The organism is Armatimonadota bacterium, from assembly GCA_016789105.1.
Taxonomy (GTDB): domain Bacteria; phylum Armatimonadota; class Fimbriimonadia; order Fimbriimonadales; family Fimbriimonadaceae; genus UphvI-Ar2.
Genome location: JAEURN010000002.1, coordinates 25,384 through 46,419, shown reverse-complemented (window position 1 = coordinate 46,419; position 21,036 = coordinate 25,384). Strand labels below are relative to the sequence as shown.

The window sequence follows — 21,036 nt, the reverse complement described above, 5'->3', positions numbered from 1 at the left end:
GATTGTGCGGGAGCAGACTGCCGCGCCCTAGTCGAATGGCACTTAGGGGGCCTTTGGTGCCCTTTGTGGTCCGCTAACGCCAGGAGATCCGCCGGAAGCGGATTTGGTATCGGCCTGATTCCGTGTGCTCGTAAAGAATGCCGATCAGCCCGTCGGCCAGTTCGGTCAGGCACGAGTATTGGAACGACCCGCTTTCGATCCCCACGGATTGGCTCCATGTTGCGCCGCTATCAAAACTGAGCCGGAAAGTGCCTCGGACGCGGTCTTTGGTGTCGGCCGGGTTCGAAAAGGCCTGTGTTGGTTGTTTCCCCGCAAGGCTCAAGAGCGATCCTTGGCAGGTCGGGTCGGGGAGGTCGGGTACGGGGTGAGCGGAATCCCATGTCCGGCCTTGGTCGGTGCTGGAGGCGCTGAGGCGGAACTTCCCTTTGGCCTGGTTGCGGCAGTTCATCAAAATCCGACCGTCAGCCAGCTCGGCGACCTGGACTTCGTTGGGTTGGTATTCGGGGCTGGCAGGAACCGTTGATCCTCTGGCCCACGTGGTGCCTCCATCGTCGCTGTAGGCCATGTAAACAGACCACCGTTGCCCGATACGCTGGTTATAGGGGACGACGACCCGACCCTTGTGGGGCAGGTGGCGGAGCGTGATCCCGACCCCCGGACCAGAGGCTAGGGTTTGGGCCTCTGGATGCTTGACCTGGCTCGTGATGTTTACCGGCTCCGACCATGACTGGCCGCCGTCAAGGCTCACCATCTGATAGCTCTGGACGGACTTTGGGCCGGTCAACCCCGCTTCGACATCATATTCGTGGGTTCCTTGGGGGTAGTGCTGGAAGTGGAGCAGCAACCGCCCTCGCTCGGAAACCACCGCCGTCGGATTGTTGAACGACCCGCCTTCTGGGACGGCGATGACTTGCAAGGGCCCCCAACTTCGGCCGTTGTCGGAAGACCGCCGCAAGACGATGCGGTTGCCGGCGGCATCGGCCTGGGATTGCCGGCCTTCGGCAAATGCCAGGAGTGTTCCCGGGCCAGCCTTGATGAGGGCCGGGATCCTGAATGTGTCGAATCCATCTGATGGGCTTTGGAAAACGACGGTGGGAGCGGAAACCAAGAATGCAAAGGCGGCCATCGTCACGCTGGCATTATGCCTGCATGGATTCGTGTATGCGATTGTTCAGAACCATGCCGTTGCCAAGGGTCACCTGCGTTGTGCGGAAGGGCACGGCCAAATCGACGCGCGGGAACCGGGGGAAAAACACCCGCCCCAAGTTGGCTGCCTGCCCGGAAAAGTCCTAGTGGTCGGCAAAACCCCGGCCCCACCCGTGCGTCACATCTACCAGCCCCCGCCAAGCGGGACGGCTGAGATTACTATGAAAAAAACGCAGATACTTCTTGCAACTCTGGCCAGTGTCGCCCTTGTCGGCATCGTTACCGCCCAAATGGGTGGTACTCGCCCGAGTTGGCTCCAAATTGGGGATTTGGCCGTAAAGCGGACAAACACGGCTACGGTTTCGGCCCGGTTGACGAGCACGAATGGTCAAGCCCTGGCGGGTTACCGGGTCGAATTCTATGCCCAATACCCAAGCTATTCGCAGCAAATTGGCGTGGCCTACACAAACAATTCCGGTGTGGCGAGCATTTCTTTCCGCCCTGCCAACTACAACATCAATGCCGGCAGCTATCGTTGGGCCGCCCAGTTTTCGGGCAACGGGGCCTGGGGGGCATCGATCCCGAGCGCAAAGCTGACCGTCACCAATTGAGACGGGTTTTGGGAAGGGGGGTTCTTCCCCCTCCCCTGAATCTTGCTCGGGCAGTTGTTAACGGTTGTTAAACCTCATTGGGAATGTCTTGCCGGCCGGCAGGGGAAAGACCCCTCGGACGGTAATCTTCTCGGCATGCTCAGCATGATTGCTTTGGCGGCGCTTGCGCCCACCGCGGCCCTTCCGAAGTCAGCCCCGAAGTTGGTGCTTTTGATTTCAGTCGACCAGGGGCGTGCGGATTATGTCGACCGATTTTCGGATCATTTCCTTCCGGCGAAGGCGGGTGGAAAGTTGGGTGGTTACCAGTGGCTAGGCGAGACCGGTGTCCGCTACACAGACGCCCACCATCACCACGTTCCCACTTATACGGCGGCGGGCCACGCGATTTTGACGACGGGCTCGGTTCCCGCGATCAATGGGGTAATCGGGAACGAGTGGTACGACCGAAAAACAGGGAAAGTCCATTACTCCACCGAAGACAAGGATGCTTATCAGACGGTTGGCGGGACGATGGACGGGATGTCTTGCCGGCCTCTGCTGGTGAGCACCGTTGGCGACGAGCTCAAGATGGCAACCAACGGGCGGAGCAAGGTCGTTGGGATCTCGTTCAAAGACCGAGCGGGGATCTTAATGGCGGGCCATGCGGCCGACCAAGTGGTCTGGTTCGACAACGGGGTCGGCAAGTTCGTGACCAGCACCTACTACGGCACCTCTGTGCCCAAGTGGGCCGAGGATTTCAACAAGAGTGGGTTCATGGATTCGTTCGTCGGCAAAAGCTGGAATGCCTCGATGCCGGCTTCCGCCTATGCCAATGCTCGCAATGCCCCACATGTGGCGAACCAGCCCAAGAACTTTTCTCACCCCTATGGCACCGAGGTTAAAAGCTCCTACTATTCGGCGGTCGCGGCCAGCGAGGCGGGCCAACGGGCGATCTTCGACTTGGCAACTCGAGCCGTTGATACCGAGAAATTGGGATCCCACGAGACTCCGGACATTTTGGTGGTGAATCTGGCGACCAACGACTACGTAGGCCACGCTTATGGCCCCAACAGCCCGGAGGTCATGGATATCACGGTTGTCACCGATAAGCTCCTGTCGGAGTTTTTCAATCATTTGAACAAAGCCGTCCCCGGCGGGATCGACAATGTCGCGATTATTTTGACGGCCGACCACGGGGTCGCCCCAATCCCGGCTGAGGCACGGGACACGTTCAAACTGGATGCCGGAAGGGTCAGCGGGGCTGATATCCTGAAGGCTGTCGATTCGGCCTTGGATCAGCAGTTCGGGGATGCAGATTGGGCTCCAAGTTTCAACGGGTTCAACCTGTATTTGAACCGCGAGGCGATCGCGGCGAAGGGTCTCAACCGCTCGGATGTCGAAGAAGCGGCGGCGGAGGCCGCCATGACCGCTGACGGTGTTTGGCAAGCCTATACGCGCACAAACGTCCTCAAAGGCCTCATCCCAGACCTCCCATTGCGGGAGTGGATCACCAACGGATTGAATCCCATCAATGGCGGAGACGTCGTTGTTATCTTCAAGCCGGATTATGTGGAGACGGGGGCCACTGGGACATCACACGGTGCGATTTGGGCTTACGACACCCACGTGCCGATCATGACCCGCTGGGGTGGCCAAAAGCCGCGCAAGGTTGCCCGGCGCGTTTACACCCACGACATCGCGAGCACCTTGTGCACGCTGTTGGGCATCGAATATCCGAACGGGAACATTGGCGAGCCTCTGTTCGAATCCCTGCCGGGCAATTGAGAACCCGCAAGATCAGGCCGATGAGGTGCCCCAGTTGCTGATTGGGGAAACAATAAAGTATCGGTGCGATGCCAAAGACCCCCGCTCAAGGTGCGGGGGCTTTTGGCCATTCCCCGCGCTTTAAATGGAGGCTCTGGCTGCCGGACTAGGATTCGAACCTAGATTAACGGCACCAAAAACCGCTGTCCTGCCATTGGACGATCCGGCAAAGCCAAGGGGCACTATACCAGAGCGGTTTGCCCCGGAGCCTGGGTCTGGTCGCAATGGTCTCCGGGTCGGGATAAACTGGCGGTATGCCCGGATATTTGGATCGCCAGCGGCTTTTGGCCGCAGTCCTCAAGGCGGAAGGCGCAACCGCATTCATCGCCACAACCCCCGTGACCATGGGCTACTTCGCGGGTTTTTCCGAAGGCGGGGGTGAGCGTTTGATGGCCCTGATCCTCGACCGCGACCAAGGCGTCCGGTTGTTCTGCCCTGCATTGAGCGTCAACCAAGCGCGGCGGTGTGGGATCGAGTGCGTGCAAGGCTTTGCCGATGGAGAAGACCCCTCCGATGCGATCCGCGCCTCTGGTCTGCGCGGCACGGTGGCGGTGGAAGACGAAATGCTGGCAAGCATCTTGCTCCGGTTCCAGGGCTGGTTGCCGGATGTGGAGTTCATCGCCGGGAGCCGATTGGCCGGCCAGGTGATGCGGTGCAAAAGTGCCGACGAGCTTGAAATTCTCTTCCGCGCCGGGGGAATGGCGGATGCAGCTTATCGCGATGTCGTTTCGACAATCCGCGCCGGTGAATCGGAATCAGCGGTCGGGGGCCGGCTGGAAACAGCGATGGCGGCACAAGGAGGCAAACCGATGTTTGCCATCGTCGCCACGGGTGCCAATGGGGCCGAGCCCCATCACCACACAGATGAGACGATCCTGAAAGAAGGGGAAGTGCTCATCATGGACTTTGGTTGTGAAACGGGTGGCTACATGAGCGACATCACTCGGACGGTTGCGGTCGGTGAGCCTGACCCGGAGGCGGACAAGGTTTACAGGGTTGTTTACGACGCCCATATGGTGGCCCGCGAGGTGATCCGGCCCGGAGTGACGGCAGGAGAGGTTGATGGGGCAGCCCGTCGGGTTATTTCCGATGCCGGTTACGGCGAGTTTTTCGTTCACCGCACGGGCCATGGCTTGGGGATGAGGGTCCACGAGGAACCCTATATCATGCCTGGCAGCGATGAGATGATCCAAGAAGGAGACTGCTTCAGCATCGAGCCCGGGATCTATTTGCCGGGCCGGTTTGGAGTGCGCATCGAGAACATCGTGACCTGCACGGCAGACGGCCACCGCAGCTTTAATGCCGAGCCGTCTGCCGAATTGGTTCGGGTCGGTTAGGCCGACCGCTTCCGCCGGGCCAGGAGTCCGGCACCGAGGAAGAGGGCAACCATGGATACGGGTTCCGGAACCGCGTTTGCGTTGAACCGGAGGTTTTCCGCGCTGCCGTCGCTATAGGTTCCGTTGGTGCGGGTGAACACCAAGTTGAACACGATGGAGCGGGTTCCCGAATCGAGGACGCCGGTGGCCGACCGGAACAACATGCTGGTCACATTGTTGCGGTCGGTGGCGGTGACCCCGCCGATCTGGATGGTCCGGAAATCTCCGCCGACACTGTTCTTGAAGGTGACGTTGAGGATGGCGTTGTCATTGTTGGATGACCACCCGCCGAACCAACCATCGACGGTGAAGGCGGCCTGGCCGGCGTCAACGGTGGCAAAGTCGGCGGCGTCGATGGTGAAGGTTTGGTTGATGGAATTGGAGGCAAAGTTCCCGCCGCCGGCAAACTTGATTCCGTCGGACCATGGGCCGGCGGGGACTTCCCACCAGTTTGTCGCTCCGTACTCACCAACGGTGGTGGTGCCGTTCCAGTCGGGAACTGCGACGCTGGCCCCGTCAACAGACGTGGCTCCGGCTTCGAAGCTACCGTTTTTGATGATGTTGCCGCCGAACAAGGATTGAGCGGGGGCGATGGATGCGATGGCCAAGACGGCAAGCGCCGGGATCAGATTTTTCATGGGTTTCCTCTGCTACAAAGCAAGCCGCTCCACAAAGGGAACGACTGATTCAAAATCTCATGAGAATGTAGTGGCGCGGTTAAGGATCCGTCCCTTTAACGCAAGCTTAAAACAAAATTTGGCCCGGTGCGCCAGTGCGCTCCCGGGCCAAATCAATGGGTTCCGACTCGATGCTTACTTTTTGGCCGACTTGCGTTTGCGGGCGACGATGGCCGCTCCGGCCGCAAGGGCGGCAAAAGTTGCCGGTTCGGGCACCGGTTCTTTGGGATTGTCTTTGATGATAAACGGGACGATTGCCAGCGGGGCCAAGAAGCCCGGATTGAACGAAGCACCGCCCGTGCGAATGATTTCGGTGATGTCGGCAGGGGCAGCGGCCGGGAAGGGCAGCGCCGAAGATTCGATGGATGATGGCATGGTGCCGACAACGAGTTCGGCAGGGGTTCCTTGCGGAGCCACGACTGTCGGTTCAGGTCGAATGAGGTCGGCGGTGACGGGTTGCTCGACTTCGATCGAGGTTTCGTCGGTCCCGCGCTTCATCGGGTTGCCGCAAGAGGCTTTAAGGACGATGGTGCCTTCTCCGTCAACCCAGACTTTGGTGCCTGCTTTGTAGAAAATGGCTTTGGCCCGCAGCTCTTCGGATTCGGGGACGTTGTAGACGAGGTAAACGCCGTCTGCGGTCAAGGTATCGAGTTTGAGGCCGTTGAAGTATTCGATGACTTGTGGCCTCGTCATCCCAAAATGCCGCATATAGCGGTTCATGACCTGGTCGTCGTTTTGGATTTGCTTCATCAGTTGCTCGTGCGTTGCCGCCGGCTTGTTGAGGAAGCTATTTGGTTCAGTCCGTGCCGTCGCGAAGGCGACGCACACGACTGCGGCAAAGACAGCCACAGCTTTGATGGTTCTGCTGTTCATAAACCCACTCCGGAATTGACGATTGGGCACCAACCGTGCCAATACGCCTTTCATCGCAAAAAAAATACTTTGCGAGCCTGGATACATAGTACTGGTTTGGAGACCAAATGTTCCGGATAGATCGGCAAAATGAGGCAGAAACCCTCAAAATTCCTTAGTCAATCGTTCCGGCTTCTGCCGCAAGTTTGCGGCTGTTTTGGGCGCGGCTGATGATTTCCAGGGCTTCTCGGGCGGCGGCCTGTTCGGCTTCTTTCTTGGATCGCCCCTGCCCATCGGCGATCGCTTCGTTGTCGAACAAAACTTGAACCGTGAACCGGCGGTCGTGCGCGCTGCCGTTTTCAGACGCCACTTTGTAAGTCGGGGTTTTGCGCCACAGGGCCTGGCTCACTTCTTGGAGGCGGCTTTTGAAGTCATTGGGGGAGACGTCTCCGGCGCTGACTTGCATCAGGTAGGGGTCAAGCTGTTCCAAGATAAACCATCGCGCTTTTTCCAGCCCGGATTCGATGTAGATCGCTCCGATGACGCTTTCCAAGATGTCACAAAGGATCCCGGGCCGCTGCCGCCCGCCAGATTGTTCTTCCCCAGGTCCAAGAAGGAGGTGTTGGTCTAGCCCGAGCACGAGGGCCCTTTCCGCCAGCGGGGCTTCTTGAACGACCGAAGAACGGGCCTTTGACATCATCCCTTGATCCCAATCGGGATGGTGCTCGTAGAAATACTGGGCCACAACGAGCCCGAGAACGGCGTCGCCATAAAATTCCAACCTCTCGTAGCTGTCGGTCACCGAGTCTTCTGCCGCCGACCGGTGGCACATCGCCAATCGGAAAAGTTGCTCGCTTTTGAGGGGGATTTGTTTGGGAATCATTGGAGTCCCTTGAGGGCGTCGCCCAATCGCCGGGCCCCTTCGGCAATGGTGTCCAGCCCCGCGGCGTAGCTGAACCGGATATGCCCCGGAGCATGGAAGACCGATCCGGGGACGGTGGCGATGTGTGCTTTGTCGAGGAGGTGCTCGGCCAAGGCGCAATCGTCGGCGATTTCCCCGCCCAAGAACCGGGAGACGTCCAGAAAGAAATAGAAGGCGCCTTTGGGTGATGGCACCCCTAAACCGTCGATCTTCCTCAACTGTTGCATCCCAAACGCGCGACGTTCGGCAAAGGTTGCCGCCATTTTTTGAACCAAGGCGGGGTCAGAATCCAGGGCCGCCGCAGCCCCAGCCTGCGCAAAAGTCGTGGCGTTGCTGGTGACCTGGTCTTGGATGTTGGCCATCGCGGTCGCAATCTCCGGAGGGGAAATGGCGAACCCGATCCTCCACCCGGTCATGGAATAAGTTTTGCTTACTCCCAAAATCGTCACCGTCCGCGAGGCCGTTTCCGGGCCGAGTTGGGCAAACCCGGTGTGTTGGTGGCCATCGTAGGTCAGGTGTTCATAAATTTCGTCGCTGACGATGGTCAGGTTGTGCCGCTCGGCGATCGCGGCCACGGCTTCCACGGTCGCCCGATCCCATGCCCCGCCGGTCGGGTTGCTGGGCGAGTTGCAAACAATGACTTTGGTTCGGGGGGTAATGGCGGATTCGATGGCGGCGGGTTCAGGCTGGAACCCATTTTCCGCCGAAGTCGGGACAATGACCGGGATCCCATCGGCGAGGGCCACTTGGTCGGCATAGGTCATCCAGAACGGGGCGAACAGAATCGCTTCGTCACCCGGGTTGAGCAAAACTTGGAACGCGTTGTAAAGGCAATGCTTTGCCCCGCATGAAACGACAACTTGGTTGGCCTGGCAGGAGAATCCGTTTTCCCGCTCGGTTTTCCGCTGGATTGCCTCGATGAGGAGCGGCAGTCCTCGGGAAGGGGCATATTTGGTCATGCCCTGATCCAGTGCCTTTTTTGCTGCCTCGATGATCGGTTCCGGGGTGTTGAAGTCGGGTTCTCCGACGGCAAATGAAAGCACGTCGATCCCCCTTGCTTTCATTTCTCTGGCCCTTGCCGTCATCGCCAAGGTGGGCGAAGGCTGAATTTTCCGGCAGCGCGAACTGAGCTGGGCGAGGAGCACTCTGGGATTGTACCGGCCTGCTGGGTTGGCCCGCGTGTATGCTGGCCGTGTGATTCCGGCCCGCGGTTGGTTGTTGGGTGTGGTTCTGCTTCTGGTGGCTCTATCGGCCGGATATTTGTTTTGTTCTGGGTCTGTGCCCCTCACACCGGCCGAAATTTTTTCCGCCATTTTGGGCAAAGGCGGCGAGGTGGCATCGACCGTGGTGTGGCAGTTGCGTTTGCCCCGCCTTTTGGCGGCCTTGGTTGCGGGATCGGTTTTGGGCGGGGTCGGAGCGGTGTTCCAAACTTTGCTGCGAAACCCGCTTGCTGAACCGTATGTGATGGGCGTGAGTGCCGGGGCAGGGGTCGGCGGCACGGCCGTTTTAGCCACGGGATTGGGGATGGCCGCCGGTGGCGCCTTGACGGTGGCCGGTGGGGTTGCCGGCGGATTGGCGGCCTTGGCAGCCGTTTTGGCTTTGGGCGGCTGGTTCCGCCACCGCGATGTCGTCCGGTTGATCCTCGCCGGGGTTGTGGCCGGATCGATGCTGGCCTCGCTGGCCACGGTGATGCTCCTTTTGATCGGCAAAGACACCAACGTCGTGCTCCGGTGGCTTTTGGGGAGCCTGACTCCGATGTATTTGGAGCGGGTGGCCCTGATGGCTGGGTTCGGATTGCTGGCCCTCGGTTATGGGTGGTTCAAAGCCCGCGAATTGAACGCCTTTGCTTTTGGCGGGGAATTGGCGGGCCGGTTGGGCGTGGACACGCAAAAGGAGGTGGCCCTCCACTTGGCTTTAGGGACGGCGGCAGTCGGCTCAGTGGTTGGCTCGGCGGGGATCATCGGCTTTGTTGGGCTGGTTGCCCCCCACATCGCGCGGAGCCTGGTTGGGCCGGACCTGCGGCGGATGCTGGGATTGAGCTCGGCGGTTGGGGCGGTGGTCTTGTTGGTCTCCGACTTCGTCGCCCAAAAGGCCGTGCCGGGAACCGAACTCCCGGTTGGGGCGGTGACGGCGGTGCTGGGTTCGCCGGTGTTGTTGGTGTTGCTCCGCCGGAACGTGTACCGGGTGTGACTTATTTGGCGTAGGGATTGCAGAGCGGATCGCCGACCACGATGTCCTTCCATTTGCACACGAGGCTTGCGGCATAAAAGCTTTCGGCCAAATTGAACCCGTCGGTGTACCGATCGAACAGAATGTCCGGTTGGGCCAGGGCGAATGTATAGGGTTCGCTGACATACCCCTTGACACCGGTCACGCCGTTGGCGATGAGGTCGGCGATGAGCGATTGCCCGCCTTCGGTGGGGTGGAACGTCCGGCCGCTGGTAGAAACAAATGTTTCGCACAAGGCCCCCGGAAGGAATTTGACGCCCTTGTAGCGGTCGGCCTTGAACCCGGCGTCGTTGCTGCCCCAGGTCACGTACCCCATGAGCGGGTTTGGTGGAAGGATGTACTCGTCCGAAGTGTCCAGGCTGGAGTCGTACCCCTTTGATTTGAGCTTGGCGTCGGCGTCGTCCATGAGCTTTTGCATGGCACCGTAGCCTCCGTCGTTGCGGTTGCCGGCCTTATCCAAAAAGAACGGGCCCTTGAGAGGCTTGGCAGCCAAGGCGTTGTCGACGAGCCTTTTGGCGTCTTCTGGCGTGTATCCAATCAACCTCGTGACCAAGTACATATTGTATTTCTTGCTGGAAAAGTGGTCGGTTGCCTTGTAATAGGGGTTCATCGAGCACGTGATGCCTTCCTTTTTCAGTTCCGGGATCGGCGGCAGGCTTAAATTCATGGTGCTCAAGGCGCCGTCGACGGAGTTCCCGCCGCCGTCGTTGAGCCGGATGGGCAAACCCGAGGTGAGGACGATGAAGTCGATTTGGTTTTTGGACGCTTTGATGGCATCTTGGATCGGTTTTTGGATCCCGGAGACGAATTCGGCGTCGCCGACATTGTCGGAGGTGCTCACGTTCACGATGACGACGTTTTCCCGCGGGATCTGCCTTTTTGCCCGGTAATAGGCACCGATATCCCGGCTTTCCGGGCTGGCAGCGTTGATGACCAGCATCACCCGTTTGGCGTCCTCTTCCGGCGTTGGCGGGGGTGCCACAACGGGTGCGGGGTTGCTTGTCCCCGTTGTCGATTTCGGATAAAGGATGTCGTCTTGTTGCGGCTGGCAGCCGGCCACACAGGCCAATGCGAGGAGGGCGGGGACGAGGGCCATCAGTTGGGTCACCAAGGGGTTAGACGTGCCTTCTCCCCTGCAAGGAGTATGCCGGGATGGGACGCCGCACCGGTTGAGCTTCATGATCCGTCTGTTTGAGCGTCAGGATGCAGAGCTCGCTCTTTGATATTGAAGCACCTTCTGGGGCCCCATTGCCAGAGCGGGCGGCACCAACCACATTCGAGTCTTTGCATCGCACGCCGATCGGCCTCATGAGGGCGTTAACCGACCGGGACAGCCTCTTGAGCTTGGAATTTTGCCCCGAACTGGGTTCTGGCACCCCCATCATCGGCCCCGCAGATCCGGTCGGCCGGAACCTCGGAGTCCAGCTTGGCGAATACTTTGCCGGGACGAGGCAGGGTTTCGAAATCCCGTTGCGCCTGATGGGGACACCGTTCCAAGTCCGGGTCTGGAAGGCCCTTTTGGCGATCCCCTTCGGCAAGACGGTCTGTTATTCAGAGCTGGCCGAAAGGCTTGGGGTGAAAAACGGGCAACGGGCGGTGGGGATGGCCAATCGAGTGAACCCCGTCGCGGTCGTCGTCCCCTGCCACCGGGTTGTTCAAGCCGATGGTCAGTTGTGCGGTTATGCGGGCGGCCTTTGGCGCAAACAGCACCTGTTGGGTTTGGAGAGCGGCCAAAGAGGACTGTTTTAGGCTAAAAAGAGAGACAGGCCGTAACCTCAACAGGGACCGCAAGCGTGAGGAAATGGCCGCCTCTCTTTATTGTTCTACTGGAGACTGCAGTCCGGGGATTCAAAAATAATTTCGAATCTTTCCCGTTCCGCACCTATGTTGACCGGATTTCCCCGGCGATTGTTCACTGATCCCGGACTTGGGTCCCAGGCGGTTATGCCGGAGAAGTTTGTTTTGTCCCCACATACGCCTTGATTTCTTGGGCGACCAGGGCAGCCTGCTCCATGCGCATATGTTGGTGCACAGGGATGGAGAGGCATTGCTTGCACACGGTTTCGGTGACGGGGAGTGAACCTTCGCCCCCTCCAAACTTGGCGTAGGGTGCATGCAAGTGCAACGGCACCGGATAGAAGATGGCACTGGCGATGCCTTTGGTTTTCAGGTGCTCCATGAGGCCATCGCGGTCTTGGGCTTGGATGGTGAACTGGTGCCAAACGTGGTTGTTGCCCGGGTAAGTGCGGGGAAGGATCACGTTGGCGTTGGCGAGTTCCTCCAAGTAGTATTCGGCGACTTTGACCCTCTGGGCGTTCCACTCGTCGAGCTTGGCGATTTTTGCGACAAGGACGGCGGCTTGGAGTTCGGGCAATCGGCTTGTGTAGCCGATTTCGTCGTAGTAGTACCGCTCGCGGCCCATCCCGTGGATGCGCAGGCTGAGGGAGCGGCGTTTGATTTCGTCGTCGTTGGTGAGGATCATGCCGCCATCGCCGGCGGCCCCCAAGTTCTTTGTAACATAGAAGCTGATTCCGGCGGCGACCCCGAAGTTGCCGGTGTAGGTGCCGTTGTAGTGGCTAAAGATGTTTTGCGCCGAATCTTCAAAGATAAATAGGTTGTGTTTGTCGGCAATGGCCTGGATGGCCGCGATATCCGCCATTTGCCCAAACAGGTGAACCGGCATGATGGCCTTGGTCTTTGGGGTGATGGCTGCTTCGATCTTGGCCGGGTCAATGCACATCGTTTCTCGGTCAATATCGACGAAAACGGGGGTGGCGCCGAGTTGGGCAACGACTTCGGCCGTTGCCACAAAGGTAAACGCCGTGGTGATGACTTCGTCACCGGGCCCGATGTCGGCGGCTTGGAGCATGATGCGCAAGGCGTCGGTGCCGCTGTTAACGCAAACGGCATGTTTGACACCGTGCCGCTCGCTGATGATGCGTTCGAGTTCGGCGTTGTGCTTGCCTAGCACATAGGCACCGGAGGAGAGAACCTCGGCAATGGCCGGGTCAAGGGTTTCCCGCACTTCTTCGTACTGGGATTTGAGGTCAATGAACGGGACGTTCACGGGAGAGATTCTACATGGTTGGCGGGCCGGGGGGCGGGGCACCGGGGAGTGGGCCCCGATCGTTGGGTAAAAGGGCGGGGTGTTGCAGTTGGATTACCCCGTCGTCCTGGCAAGCGGCAGCCCCCGCCGCCAGGAATTGCTCTCCCAACTGGTCGATGGCTTCTTGGTCGATCCGGCGGACGTGGATGAAGACGCCTTAACGGTCGAGGATCCCTGGCAGACGGCGAAAATCCTCGCCCGGGAAAAGGCACTGGAGGTTTTTGCCCGGCATCCAGATTCGATTGTGATCGGGGGCGACACGGTTGTCGCGATCGAGATTGAGGGTGTCATGACGCAACTGTCCAAGCCGGTGGATGAAGGGGACGCCGCCCGGATGCTGGGTCTGCTGAGCGGGAAAACCCATGAAGTCCTGACTGGGATCTGCATCAAATGGCCAAAAGGGATCTCCAGCTTCGTCGAACGAAGCGAGGTGACGTTTGCCCCGATGACGGACGGCCAGATCCGATCCTACATCGCAACCGGTGAACCCATGGACAAAGCGGGGGCTTATGGTCTCCAAGGCGGGGCACGCCAGTATGTCACCCAAATCCGGGGCGACGCCGATAGCGTGATCGGGTTGCCGGTCGGGCGGGTTAGGGAAGCTCTTAAAGAAATCAGGAATTAGGGCGCGGAATGCTCTTGCATCCTGGCGTTAGCGATACAATCGAAATGTGTTGACAAGGCTCTTTGCATTGTTGGCGGCTGTGGTTGTTGTTTGCCCGGCCTTTGCCCAGTTCCCCGAAAAGAACCCGTTGGTCAAGGCGGTCCAGGCTTTCGGCGAAAAAGGATTGGGCGGTCAAACCGATCTGAACGGCAACTTGGTGTTCAAATCGACCGGCAATCGGATCTACATTGACGAGTACTTGAAAATCTACGATGACAGCAAAGAGCTGAAAGAGGCCATCAAGCAAGTCATCGAAGAAGGGATCAAAGGTTACGAAGACGAGGCAAAAAACCAAAAGATGGAGAATGACGGGGCGGCCGCCTATGCCGTTGCGGCTTTGACCGTCTATTCGCTCACGCAGAAGGGCGAAATGGAAATCGGAGATGAGGCGATTTTGGCAACAACGGGCCAAATCCGGTACGCGCTGAAATCAGTCAAGGCCACCGACCGGGAAAAGCAAGAGTTTTACGAGTGGTCATTGAGTGTGTGCTTCAGCACCGTGGGCATTTATGCGGCATTGGCGGATGGGGATTCCAAAGATCAGCTGCCCGCTTTGGTCGCCGCCCAGTTTGCGGTTCTCACTGGGGCCATGCCGGACCAGGCCACGTTTAAGGGGGGCAAACTCACCATCGCCGGCAAACCAAAGTCTGGCGGGGGGGCAGAAGCTTCCAAGGGTGGACTGGCCGAAGGGTTCAGCTACTCGCTGCCATCTGGATGGACTGAAAACTCCGGTTGGCTTGTCGGCGCCAAGCCGTATTACAGCGAGATGATGGCGGCAAGCGTTCGGCTCCTCCCGGCCATCCCGGCATCCAGCGATTTGGGGGCCTCCCTGCGGAAACTTTGGGCTGAAAACGTCCCCGCCGGGCTCAAAGACCGGGGCACGGGCATGGTGTTCCGCCGGTATGTGGGCGACGGCGTCCCGGCTTTCTTTATGTTTGGCCGGGGTCCTGAAGACGGGGTGAAGTGGGACGCGCTTTACTCCCTCTACATTGTGGATTGCGGGCCCTATTGGCAACCCCTCATCATCGCCCAAACGTATTGGGATCCCAATTCTCAATACCCGGTGGGGGCTTCGATGACGGCGGGGTTGACGTTTAGCAGTTCTGCCCCGATCGGGGAAGAGTTCTTGGCGGGGATCCGGTGCCCCTATACAAAAGGCGCGGCCTTGATCGACCGCGAGGCGATGGTGGGGGACTATTGGTTTGGGAGTGGGGCGAGCCAGCAGTGGGTCAACGTGTTCACGGGTTCGACATCGATGACGTTCGTCAGCTACGGCGGCAGTTTGTTCCTCAAGCCGGATGGGAAGTTCGAGTACACGTTTTCAAGTGCTTCCGGTGCCGTGGGGGCCACAACGTTCCGCGGGGCGAAAGGGGCTGGGACCTGGTCTCTCAAAGGCGACCTGCTGACCTGCCACTGGACTTCCTATGACCAAGGCGATGGATACAAACCGAAAGACTATGTTTACCGGGTGACCGGGGTGGTGGTGTTTCCGGATGGCGAGCGGGTCGTGGTTTTGGAAGACGACCTCAATGTCCCGGTCAACGCTGTCACCGTCGGGGATTCCTCAAACTTCTTTTCAACCCGGAAAAAGTGACTTTGCCATTCGGTCGGCATGTTCCGTGGGACTAGCGATGTCCCGAAACGGCATGACTGTGCCCGTGCAGACATCGAAAACTTGGGGATCCCATGGGGCGCGGGCTTTTAGCTCAAGATGACCGGCCGAGGGCTGACCGGGACCGCTGAAAACCGGGTTGCGCCGGCGAGGGATTGGCCTGCGGCTTCTGCCGCATGGTGGTCTGCGGCATGGACGTGGAACAGGGTTTGGCCGGGGGTGACCGCGTCGCCAACTTCGATCAGGGTCTCCACCCCAACCCGGGGGTCGATCGTGTCGGACTTGATTTTGCGTCCGCCTCCCAAACCGACGACGGCGAGCCCAACCGTTTCGGCGTCGATGGATTCGACCCAGGCTGATCCTCCGGTATGGGTGACTTCGGTGTGGGAGGGGGCGACTTGCCAATTCTCGCTTGTGAACACTTCAGCCGACCCTCCTTGGGCGGCAACCCACTGCTCCATTTTTGCGATGGCCTTGCCCGACCGGATGGCCTCGGAGGGGTCGGCATCCATCCCTACCGTGGCCAACATGGCATGGGCCAGATGCAGGCACAATTGGGTGAACCGTCCCGACTCCATTCCCTTCAGCACCCGGATCGCCTCTTTGACCTCCAGGGCGTTTCCAGCGGTCCGGCCTAACGGTTGATCCATGTCGGTCACGACGGTTTTGACGCGAAGTCCGGCCTGAGACCCAACCCGTTCGAGGGCGGCCGAAAGCTCCGTGGCCCGCTCTAGGTCTGGCATGAAAGCGCCACGGCCACACTTGACGTCGAGGATGACGGTTTCTGCTCCGCCGGCAATTTTTTTGCTGAGGATGCTACTGACGATGAGCGGCAAGCTGGGGACGGTGGCGGTGACGTCGCGCAAAGCGTAAAGCACCTTGTCGGCCGGGGCTAGGGCGGGGGTTTGCCCGGTGAGGGCGATGCCGATTGCGCCGGCTTGCTCCTTCATTTGGTCCGGCGAGAGGTCTGTTCTAAATCCCGGGATGCTGGCGAGCTTGTCAATCGTGCCGCCGGTTTTCCCGAGTCCCGGCCCCGACATCTTGACCACGGTCAGCCCACAGGCCGCAAGGAGCGGGAGCAGGACCAGAGTCGTTTTGTCGCCAACCCCTCCGGTGCTGTGTTTGTCAACCCATGGTTTGGGCAGTCCGGCAAGGTCGACCCGTTCGCCGGAATCGGCCATGGCCAGGGTCAGATTGGCGGTCTCCTGGTCGGAGAGGCCATTGAGGTACGCCGCCATGAGCCAGGCGGCGAGTTGGTAGTCGGGAATCGTGGCATTGGCGGCCCCCCGGGCCAAAAAGTCGAATTCGGCCCGGCTGAGCGGCGCGCGGTCGCGGGTTTTGGCGATGATGTCGATGACGGTCATAGCGTTGGGGCCTCGTGGCCCATTTGCCGTGGCCCACGGTTCTGGATCTGCCGGATCTGGCAAAGCGGCAAACCACCCTCAAGCGGATCGAGCGGCAACAAGGGGCAAAAGGGGACGCAAATCATGACTGGAATCGATAAGGGGCGGTGAAAACCTGGCGTTCCGTGACAATGGCCGAGATCAATGCGCCGGGTGTGACGTCGAATGCCGGGTTGAACACGGGACACCCCTCCGGTGCCACGGGGATGCCTTCGCAATGCGTGAGTTCTTGGGGGTCGCGCTCTTCGATCGGGATGCCCTTGCCATCGGGAATCGTCGGATCCAATGTCGATGAAGGCGCGGCGATGACGAACGGGATGCCGAAGTGGCGGGCTAGAACCGCCACCATCAAGGTGCCGATCTTGTTGGCAGTGTCGCCGTTGGCAGCTATCCGGTCGGCACCGGCGACCACGAAGTCGATTTTCCCGTCCTGCATCAGCGAAGCGGCGGCCCCGTCGGCAATGGAATGGAATGGAATGCCGTCGTGTAGGAGCTCATACGCGGTCAGGCGGAGCCCTTGTTGCCGGGGCCGGGTTTCGCAGGAATAGACGTGACGGACTTTCCCCGTCGCGTGGGCCGTCCGGATGATGCCGAGGGCCGTGCCATGCCCCGCGGTGGCCAAAGACCCGGTGTTGCAAATCGTCAAGATCCCCGCCTCATCTGGGACAAGCCCGGCACCGAGCTCGGCGATTTGCCGATTCATCCGGAGATCTTCGGCTTCTATGGCGATCGCTTCGGCAAGAACGGATCCTGGTGATTTGTCGTCTAGGCGGTCCAGCCGGTCGAGGGCCCAAAAGAGGTTGACCGCCGTTGGGCGGCTTGCAGCCAGCACGGCCCGTGCCGATTCCCAGTCTTCGCCGCCGGCCGCGGCAAGGGCCATGCCATAGGCGGCAGCAACTCCGATGGCAGGGGCCCCCCTCACGGCCATGTTGCGGATCGATTCCGCGACTTCCGCTGGTTTTGAGTGCGTGATCCACACGGTTTTTGAAGGCAAGACCCTCTGGTCGAGCAGGTGGAGCTGCCCGCCCTCGAACCGGATGCAGCGCAGGGAATCGGCCATGCGTCAATGAGCGTACCTGCCGGCGATGGCCTGCATTGGGGGTAACCAATTGCCAAGGGAGTGTTGGAAAACTGCGGGCGAGGCTCACTGCATGACCAGGATTGGAGTCAAGATGAGGCGTCCGGGACGGATTCCATCAAGTTGGGATCGGCTGGAACTGGAGCCAGTGGGGTCTCCACAAAGGGAGTGGAAGCCCCCGGATGGGTTGCGATGACGGTTTTGATATTTGAAGACAACCTGATTTGGAGCGAGCGCCTGCGGAAATCGGTTGCTGCGTTGGGTCATGTGCCGGTGGTGTTGGGCCGGATTCCCGATGAGGTGCCCAAAGCCGAAGCCGCGATCTTAAATTTGACCCACCCCAAACTTTGGAGCCCCGAACTTGCGGCACGCCTTAAACAAAGCGGGATTTTTTTGATTGCCCATGCGGGTCACAAAGAAAAAGCGATCTTGCAATCGGGGCGGGCAGCAGGAGTGGACCGCATTGTCAGCAACGGGGAACTCACATTCAAGTTAGAAAGGATCTTGTCGGAAGTTTCCTCCCCGTAAAAATGCCAGTGTTCTGACAGATGAGGGAACAATTTGGGGTTGGGCTCATTCTCAGGGATTGAGGGCCCTTGGCCCTTTTCTTTGGAGCAACATTCAGATCCAGTCGACCGAGTCGTGCCCATGGCTCGGTCTTTTTCTTGTGTCGTCGTTCGATTCAGTAGAATCCAGGCATGGACAAAGTGGTCGCCACGGCAGCCCAGGCCCTCGATGGTTTGCTTTTCGACGGGATGACGGTGATGAGCGGGGGCTTTGGTTTGTGCGGAATTGCCGAAAACCTGATTGTTGCCTTGCGCGACAGCGGCGTGAGTGGGATCACGGTCATCAGCAACAACTGCGGGGTTGACGATTTTGGGCTCGGGCTTTTGCTGCAGACCAAGCAGATCAAGAAGATGGTCAGCAGTTACGTGGGCGAAAATGCCGAGTTCGAGCGGCAATACCTTAGCGGCGAGCTCGAATTGGAGTTCAACCCTCAAGGCACCTTGGCGGAACGGATCCGCGCGGGCGGGGCGGGGATTCCGGCATTCTTTGTCAAAACCGGTTACGGGACATTGGTCGCCGAAGGCAAAGAGACCCGGGAGTTCGACGGCGAAATGTATGTGATGGAAAGTGCGCTCAGGGCCGACCTCAGCATCGTCAAGGCTTGGCGCGCGGATCGGTGGGGCAACTTGCAGTTCCGCAAGACGGCCCGCAACTTCAACCCGATGATGGCGGCGGCCGGGAAGTTCTGTGTTGCGGAGGTTGAAGAGATCGTCGAAATCGGCGAGCTTGACGCCGACCAGATCCACACGCCGGGGATCTACGTGGATCGGCTGCTGCAAGGGCCACATTACGAAAAGCGGATCGAACGCCTGACGACCCGCTCCCGCGATTCGGGCTGACAGCTACCGTTGTTGCCGCAAACTTGACAAGATTGTATTGGCGTCTGCTGAAGACGGCCGACGGGGAATCCGACCATTGAAACGTGATCAGCTGGCTGTAAGAACTGCCAGGGTCAGGGAATTCGAGATATGTGGTTCAAAAACCTGAGCGTCGGAAAAAAACTCGTGGTTTCGTTTGGAGCGGTCTGTGGGGCAATCGTCCTGTTCATCGCCGTGACGCTTCTGGGTCAGAATGAAGCAACCGGACACGTCGACAACCTTTATCGGGATGGCGTCTTGGGTACGGGAAGCATCACCCAACTCTATGCCAACCTGGCGCAAGACCGCGGGCTATTGATCGAGATGGCCTCGTACCAGGTCGGCGGAAAAGAAATCCCGGAAGCCGTGCAAAAGCGAATGGACGACTTGGATGTTCAACGGGACAACCTCTTTAAAGAGTATGGCGACACCGTCGTCCTTCCGGAAGACAAGAAGAATTGGGATCAGTTGAAGGCTTCTTACGATAAGTACGTTGGATTTTCGGAGGAAGCGGAAAAGATGATGGCCGCCGGAAAGGGCAAAGAAGCCCTGGCCCAAACAATGGGCCCGGTGACCGAGACCTACTATGCCGAGGTCAAACCCCAGCTTGAAAAGATGGTGCAATGGAATATTGAGCAGGGCGGACGCCGCAACAAGGAGACATCCAACTTTTTTGCGTCCCAGAGGGTTGTTTCGATTGCCGTTGCCGTGTTCTGCCTTGGGGTTGCCGGCTTCTTTGGTCGGTTGGTCTCCCGGTCGGTTGTCCTCCCACTGAACAAGCTCAAGGCCCAACTCCATTCTTTGGGGGCTAACTGTGTCACCAACTTGTCCAATAGCATTGCCGGCCTGCAAAACGGCAATCTGTGTCTGGAAGTCACCCCGGTGACGAACCCGGTCGGTTATGACGCCAAGGACGAGATCGGCGAAATCTGCCAGAGTTTCGACACGACGCTGAAAACCGCCCAATCAGCAATTTTGGGTTACAACGACTGCCTGAGGACCCTCCGCGGCGTGATGGCCGAGATCGACGCCCAATCGAACGGGGTGGCGGCTGCGAGCCAACAGCTTTCGGCAAGCGCATCCTCCACTGAGAGGCTGGCTAACTCCACCGGTGAGACGATGAACCAAGTTGGTTATGCGGTGAACGAGACGAGTTCGACCAGCGAGCAGATTGCCCAAGGGGCCCAACGGCTTGCCGGCGAAGCCCAAGACGCGGCCGGAGCGGTGGATTCGCTCTCCCGCGCCATTGAAGGCGTGATGGCTTCGACCCAAGAACAAGGGGCGATCACCGAAGAAGCGGCCAACATTGCAGGCCAAGGCGGCGAAGCCGTCAGGCGGACCATCTCCAGCATGGCGGAAATCGAAAGCAAGGTCGGCGAGTGTTCGGCGGTCATCCAAGACCTTGGCGAAAAGCAGGCCCAGATTGGCACGATCGTGCAGACCATCGACGACATCGCAGCCCAAACCAACCTGTTGGCCCTCAATGCGGCCATCGAAGCGGCCCGGGCAGGCGAGCATGGCAAAGGTTTTGCCGTGGTTGCCGAAGAAGTCCGCAAGCTGGCCGAACGGTGCGCCAATGCCACTCAAGAAATTAGCGAACTGATCGGAACGGTGAGCGCGGGTGTCCAGCAATCCATCGTGGCGATGGACGAGAGCATGGCCAAGGTGGCGGACGGCACCAGCTTCAGCAGCGAGGCCCGCACCGCGCTGGAAGGCATCATCTCGTCAGTGGCGCGGGTGCAAGAGTCGGCCAAGCAGAACACCAAACTCGTGGAGTCGATGTCGCGGAACGCCGAGGCCGTGCAAGGGACCGTCAGCCAAGTGGCGGCGATCAGCCAAGAAACCGCGGCTGGTGCCGAAGAACTTAGCGCGAGCAGCGAAGAAATGACGGCGAGCGTGGAAGAAGTCAGCCGGACCGTCCGTGAGCAGGTCGATTTGATCGGCCAGATCAGCGGGATGAGCCAAGAGCTTTCTTCGACTGCGGAAAGCCTGAAGATCATGGTCAGCCGGTTCCAGTACGACATGGGTTCGACGCCGGCGCCAGTCGAGCAACCTCGGCTGGCTGCCTGACGGCCACGATGGCCAAATCTGCGGGCTCCCCGGTTCTGCCGGGGAGCCCGCAGCCATGTTGAA

The 21,036-nt window shown here is 59.5% G+C and carries 19 protein-coding genes and 1 tRNA gene; 10 read left to right on the top strand and 10 right to left on the bottom strand.

The window, feature by feature from the left end; all coding sequences use genetic code 11:
* Nucleotides 1-73: 73 nt before the first annotated feature.
* Nucleotides 74-1,132, bottom strand: coding sequence for an exo-alpha-sialidase (locus JNM28_01045; GenBank protein MBL8067013.1), 1,059 nt, complete (start codon nucleotides 1,130-1,132; stop codon nucleotides 74-76).
* Between the two features lie 235 nt (nucleotides 1,133-1,367).
* Between JNM28_01045 and JNM28_01040 the strand changes: the two genes are divergently transcribed.
* Together JNM28_01040 and JNM28_01035 are read left to right on the top strand one after the other, a co-directional pair.
* On the top strand, nucleotides 1,368-1,757 hold the full coding sequence (locus tag JNM28_01040; GenBank protein MBL8067012.1) for an Ig-like domain repeat protein: 390 nt from the start codon (nucleotides 1,368-1,370) through the stop codon (nucleotides 1,755-1,757).
* Nucleotides 1,758-1,892: 135 nt separating this feature from the next.
* The gene (locus JNM28_01035) at nucleotides 1,893-3,521 is read left to right on the top strand and encodes an alkaline phosphatase family protein (protein ID MBL8067011.1); all 1,629 of its coding nucleotides are present in this window, start codon (nucleotides 1,893-1,895) and stop codon (nucleotides 3,519-3,521) included.
* 134 nt (nucleotides 3,522-3,655) lie between these two features.
* Here JNM28_01035 and JNM28_01030 read toward each other — a convergent pair.
* A tRNA-Gln gene (locus tag JNM28_01030) sits at nucleotides 3,656-3,729 on the bottom strand.
* 85 nt (nucleotides 3,730-3,814) lie between these two features.
* On the opposite strand from JNM28_01030, the gene JNM28_01025 reads away from it, so the two are divergent.
* Nucleotides 3,815-4,897, top strand: a complete 1,083-nt coding sequence (locus JNM28_01025) for an aminopeptidase P family protein (GenBank protein ID MBL8067010.1) — start codon at nucleotides 3,815-3,817, stop codon at nucleotides 4,895-4,897.
* On the opposite strand, the gene JNM28_01020 is transcribed toward JNM28_01025, so the two are convergent.
* From JNM28_01020 to JNM28_01005, 4 genes are all read right to left on the bottom strand, one after another.
* Nucleotides 4,894-5,574 (bottom strand): PEP-CTERM sorting domain-containing protein, encoded by a 681-nt coding sequence (locus tag JNM28_01020; GenBank protein ID MBL8067009.1) that lies wholly within the window; start codon nucleotides 5,572-5,574, stop codon nucleotides 4,894-4,896. The two genes, JNM28_01025 and JNM28_01020, sit on opposite strands and share 4 nt — an antisense overlap.
* A gap of 174 nt (nucleotides 5,575-5,748) precedes the next feature.
* On the bottom strand, nucleotides 5,749-6,486 hold the full coding sequence (locus JNM28_01015; protein ID MBL8067008.1) for a PEP-CTERM sorting domain-containing protein: 738 nt from the start codon (nucleotides 6,484-6,486) through the stop codon (nucleotides 5,749-5,751).
* Between the two features lie 154 nt (nucleotides 6,487-6,640).
* Nucleotides 6,641-7,348, bottom strand: a complete 708-nt coding sequence (gene rnc / locus JNM28_01010; protein ID MBL8067007.1) for a ribonuclease III — start codon at nucleotides 7,346-7,348, stop codon at nucleotides 6,641-6,643.
* Nucleotides 7,345-8,472, bottom strand: coding sequence for a pyridoxal phosphate-dependent aminotransferase (locus JNM28_01005; protein ID MBL8067006.1), 1,128 nt, complete (start codon nucleotides 8,470-8,472; stop codon nucleotides 7,345-7,347). The genes rnc and JNM28_01005 overlap by 4 nt, the downstream gene beginning before the upstream one ends.
* A 109-nt stretch (nucleotides 8,473-8,581) precedes the next feature.
* On the opposite strand from JNM28_01005, the gene JNM28_01000 reads away from it, so the two are divergent.
* Nucleotides 8,582-9,577, top strand: coding sequence for an iron ABC transporter permease (locus JNM28_01000; protein MBL8067005.1), 996 nt, complete (start codon nucleotides 8,582-8,584; stop codon nucleotides 9,575-9,577).
* A gap of 1 nt (nucleotide 9,578) precedes the next feature.
* Here JNM28_01000 and JNM28_00995 read toward each other — a convergent pair whose 3' ends face one another.
* Nucleotides 9,579-10,724 carry a TIGR03790 family protein gene (locus JNM28_00995; protein ID MBL8067004.1) on the bottom strand — a complete coding sequence of 382 codons (1,146 nt, stop codon included), beginning with the start codon at nucleotides 10,722-10,724 and terminating at the stop codon, nucleotides 9,579-9,581.
* A 200-nt stretch (nucleotides 10,725-10,924) separates the two neighbouring features.
* On the opposite strand from JNM28_00995, the gene JNM28_00990 reads away from it, so the two are divergent.
* Entirely contained in the window at nucleotides 10,925-11,365 is a 441-nt protein-coding gene (locus JNM28_00990; GenBank protein MBL8067003.1) for a methylated-DNA--[protein]-cysteine S-methyltransferase, read from the top strand.
* A gap of 193 nt (nucleotides 11,366-11,558) precedes the next feature.
* Here JNM28_00990 and JNM28_00985 read toward each other — a convergent pair whose 3' ends face one another.
* On the bottom strand, nucleotides 11,559-12,683 hold the full coding sequence (locus JNM28_00985; GenBank protein ID MBL8067002.1) for a DegT/DnrJ/EryC1/StrS family aminotransferase: 1,125 nt from the start codon (nucleotides 12,681-12,683) through the stop codon (nucleotides 11,559-11,561).
* A 79-nt stretch (nucleotides 12,684-12,762) separates the two neighbouring features.
* Here JNM28_00985 and maf point away from each other — a divergent pair, with 79 nt between their 5' ends.
* Together maf and JNM28_00975 are read left to right on the top strand one after the other, a co-directional pair.
* A complete protein-coding gene (gene maf, locus JNM28_00980; GenBank protein ID MBL8067001.1) occupies nucleotides 12,763-13,347 on the top strand; it encodes a septum formation protein Maf in 585 nt (194 codons plus the stop codon).
* Nucleotides 13,348-13,393: 46 nt separating this feature from the next.
* Entirely contained in the window at nucleotides 13,394-14,980 is a 1,587-nt protein-coding gene (locus tag JNM28_00975) for a hypothetical protein (GenBank protein ID MBL8067000.1), read from the top strand.
* A gap of 107 nt (nucleotides 14,981-15,087) precedes the next feature.
* Here JNM28_00975 and JNM28_00970 read toward each other — a convergent pair whose 3' ends face one another.
* Together JNM28_00970 and mtnA are read right to left on the bottom strand one after the other, a co-directional pair.
* The gene (locus JNM28_00970; protein MBL8066999.1) at nucleotides 15,088-16,362 is read right to left on the bottom strand and encodes a thymidine phosphorylase; all 1,275 of its coding nucleotides are present in this window, start codon (nucleotides 16,360-16,362) and stop codon (nucleotides 15,088-15,090) included.
* A 121-nt stretch (nucleotides 16,363-16,483) separates the two neighbouring features.
* A complete protein-coding gene (gene mtnA / locus JNM28_00965; GenBank protein ID MBL8066998.1) occupies nucleotides 16,484-17,461 on the bottom strand; it encodes an S-methyl-5-thioribose-1-phosphate isomerase in 978 nt (325 codons plus the stop codon).
* A gap of 210 nt (nucleotides 17,462-17,671) precedes the next feature.
* Between mtnA and JNM28_00960 the strand changes: the two genes are divergently transcribed.
* The 3 genes from JNM28_00960 (at nucleotide 17,672) to JNM28_00950 (ending at nucleotide 20,973) form a co-directional block, all read left to right on the top strand.
* Nucleotides 17,672-18,007 (top strand): hypothetical protein, encoded by a 336-nt coding sequence (locus JNM28_00960; protein MBL8066997.1) that lies wholly within the window; start codon nucleotides 17,672-17,674, stop codon nucleotides 18,005-18,007.
* A 170-nt stretch (nucleotides 18,008-18,177) separates the two neighbouring features.
* Nucleotides 18,178-18,885 carry a CoA transferase subunit A gene (locus tag JNM28_00955; GenBank protein MBL8066996.1) on the top strand — a complete coding sequence of 236 codons (708 nt, stop codon included), beginning with the start codon at nucleotides 18,178-18,180 and terminating at the stop codon, nucleotides 18,883-18,885.
* Between the two features lie 129 nt (nucleotides 18,886-19,014).
* Entirely contained in the window at nucleotides 19,015-20,973 is a 1,959-nt protein-coding gene (locus JNM28_00950) for a methyl-accepting chemotaxis protein (GenBank protein ID MBL8066995.1), read from the top strand.
* Nucleotides 20,974-21,036 lie beyond the last annotated feature (63 nt).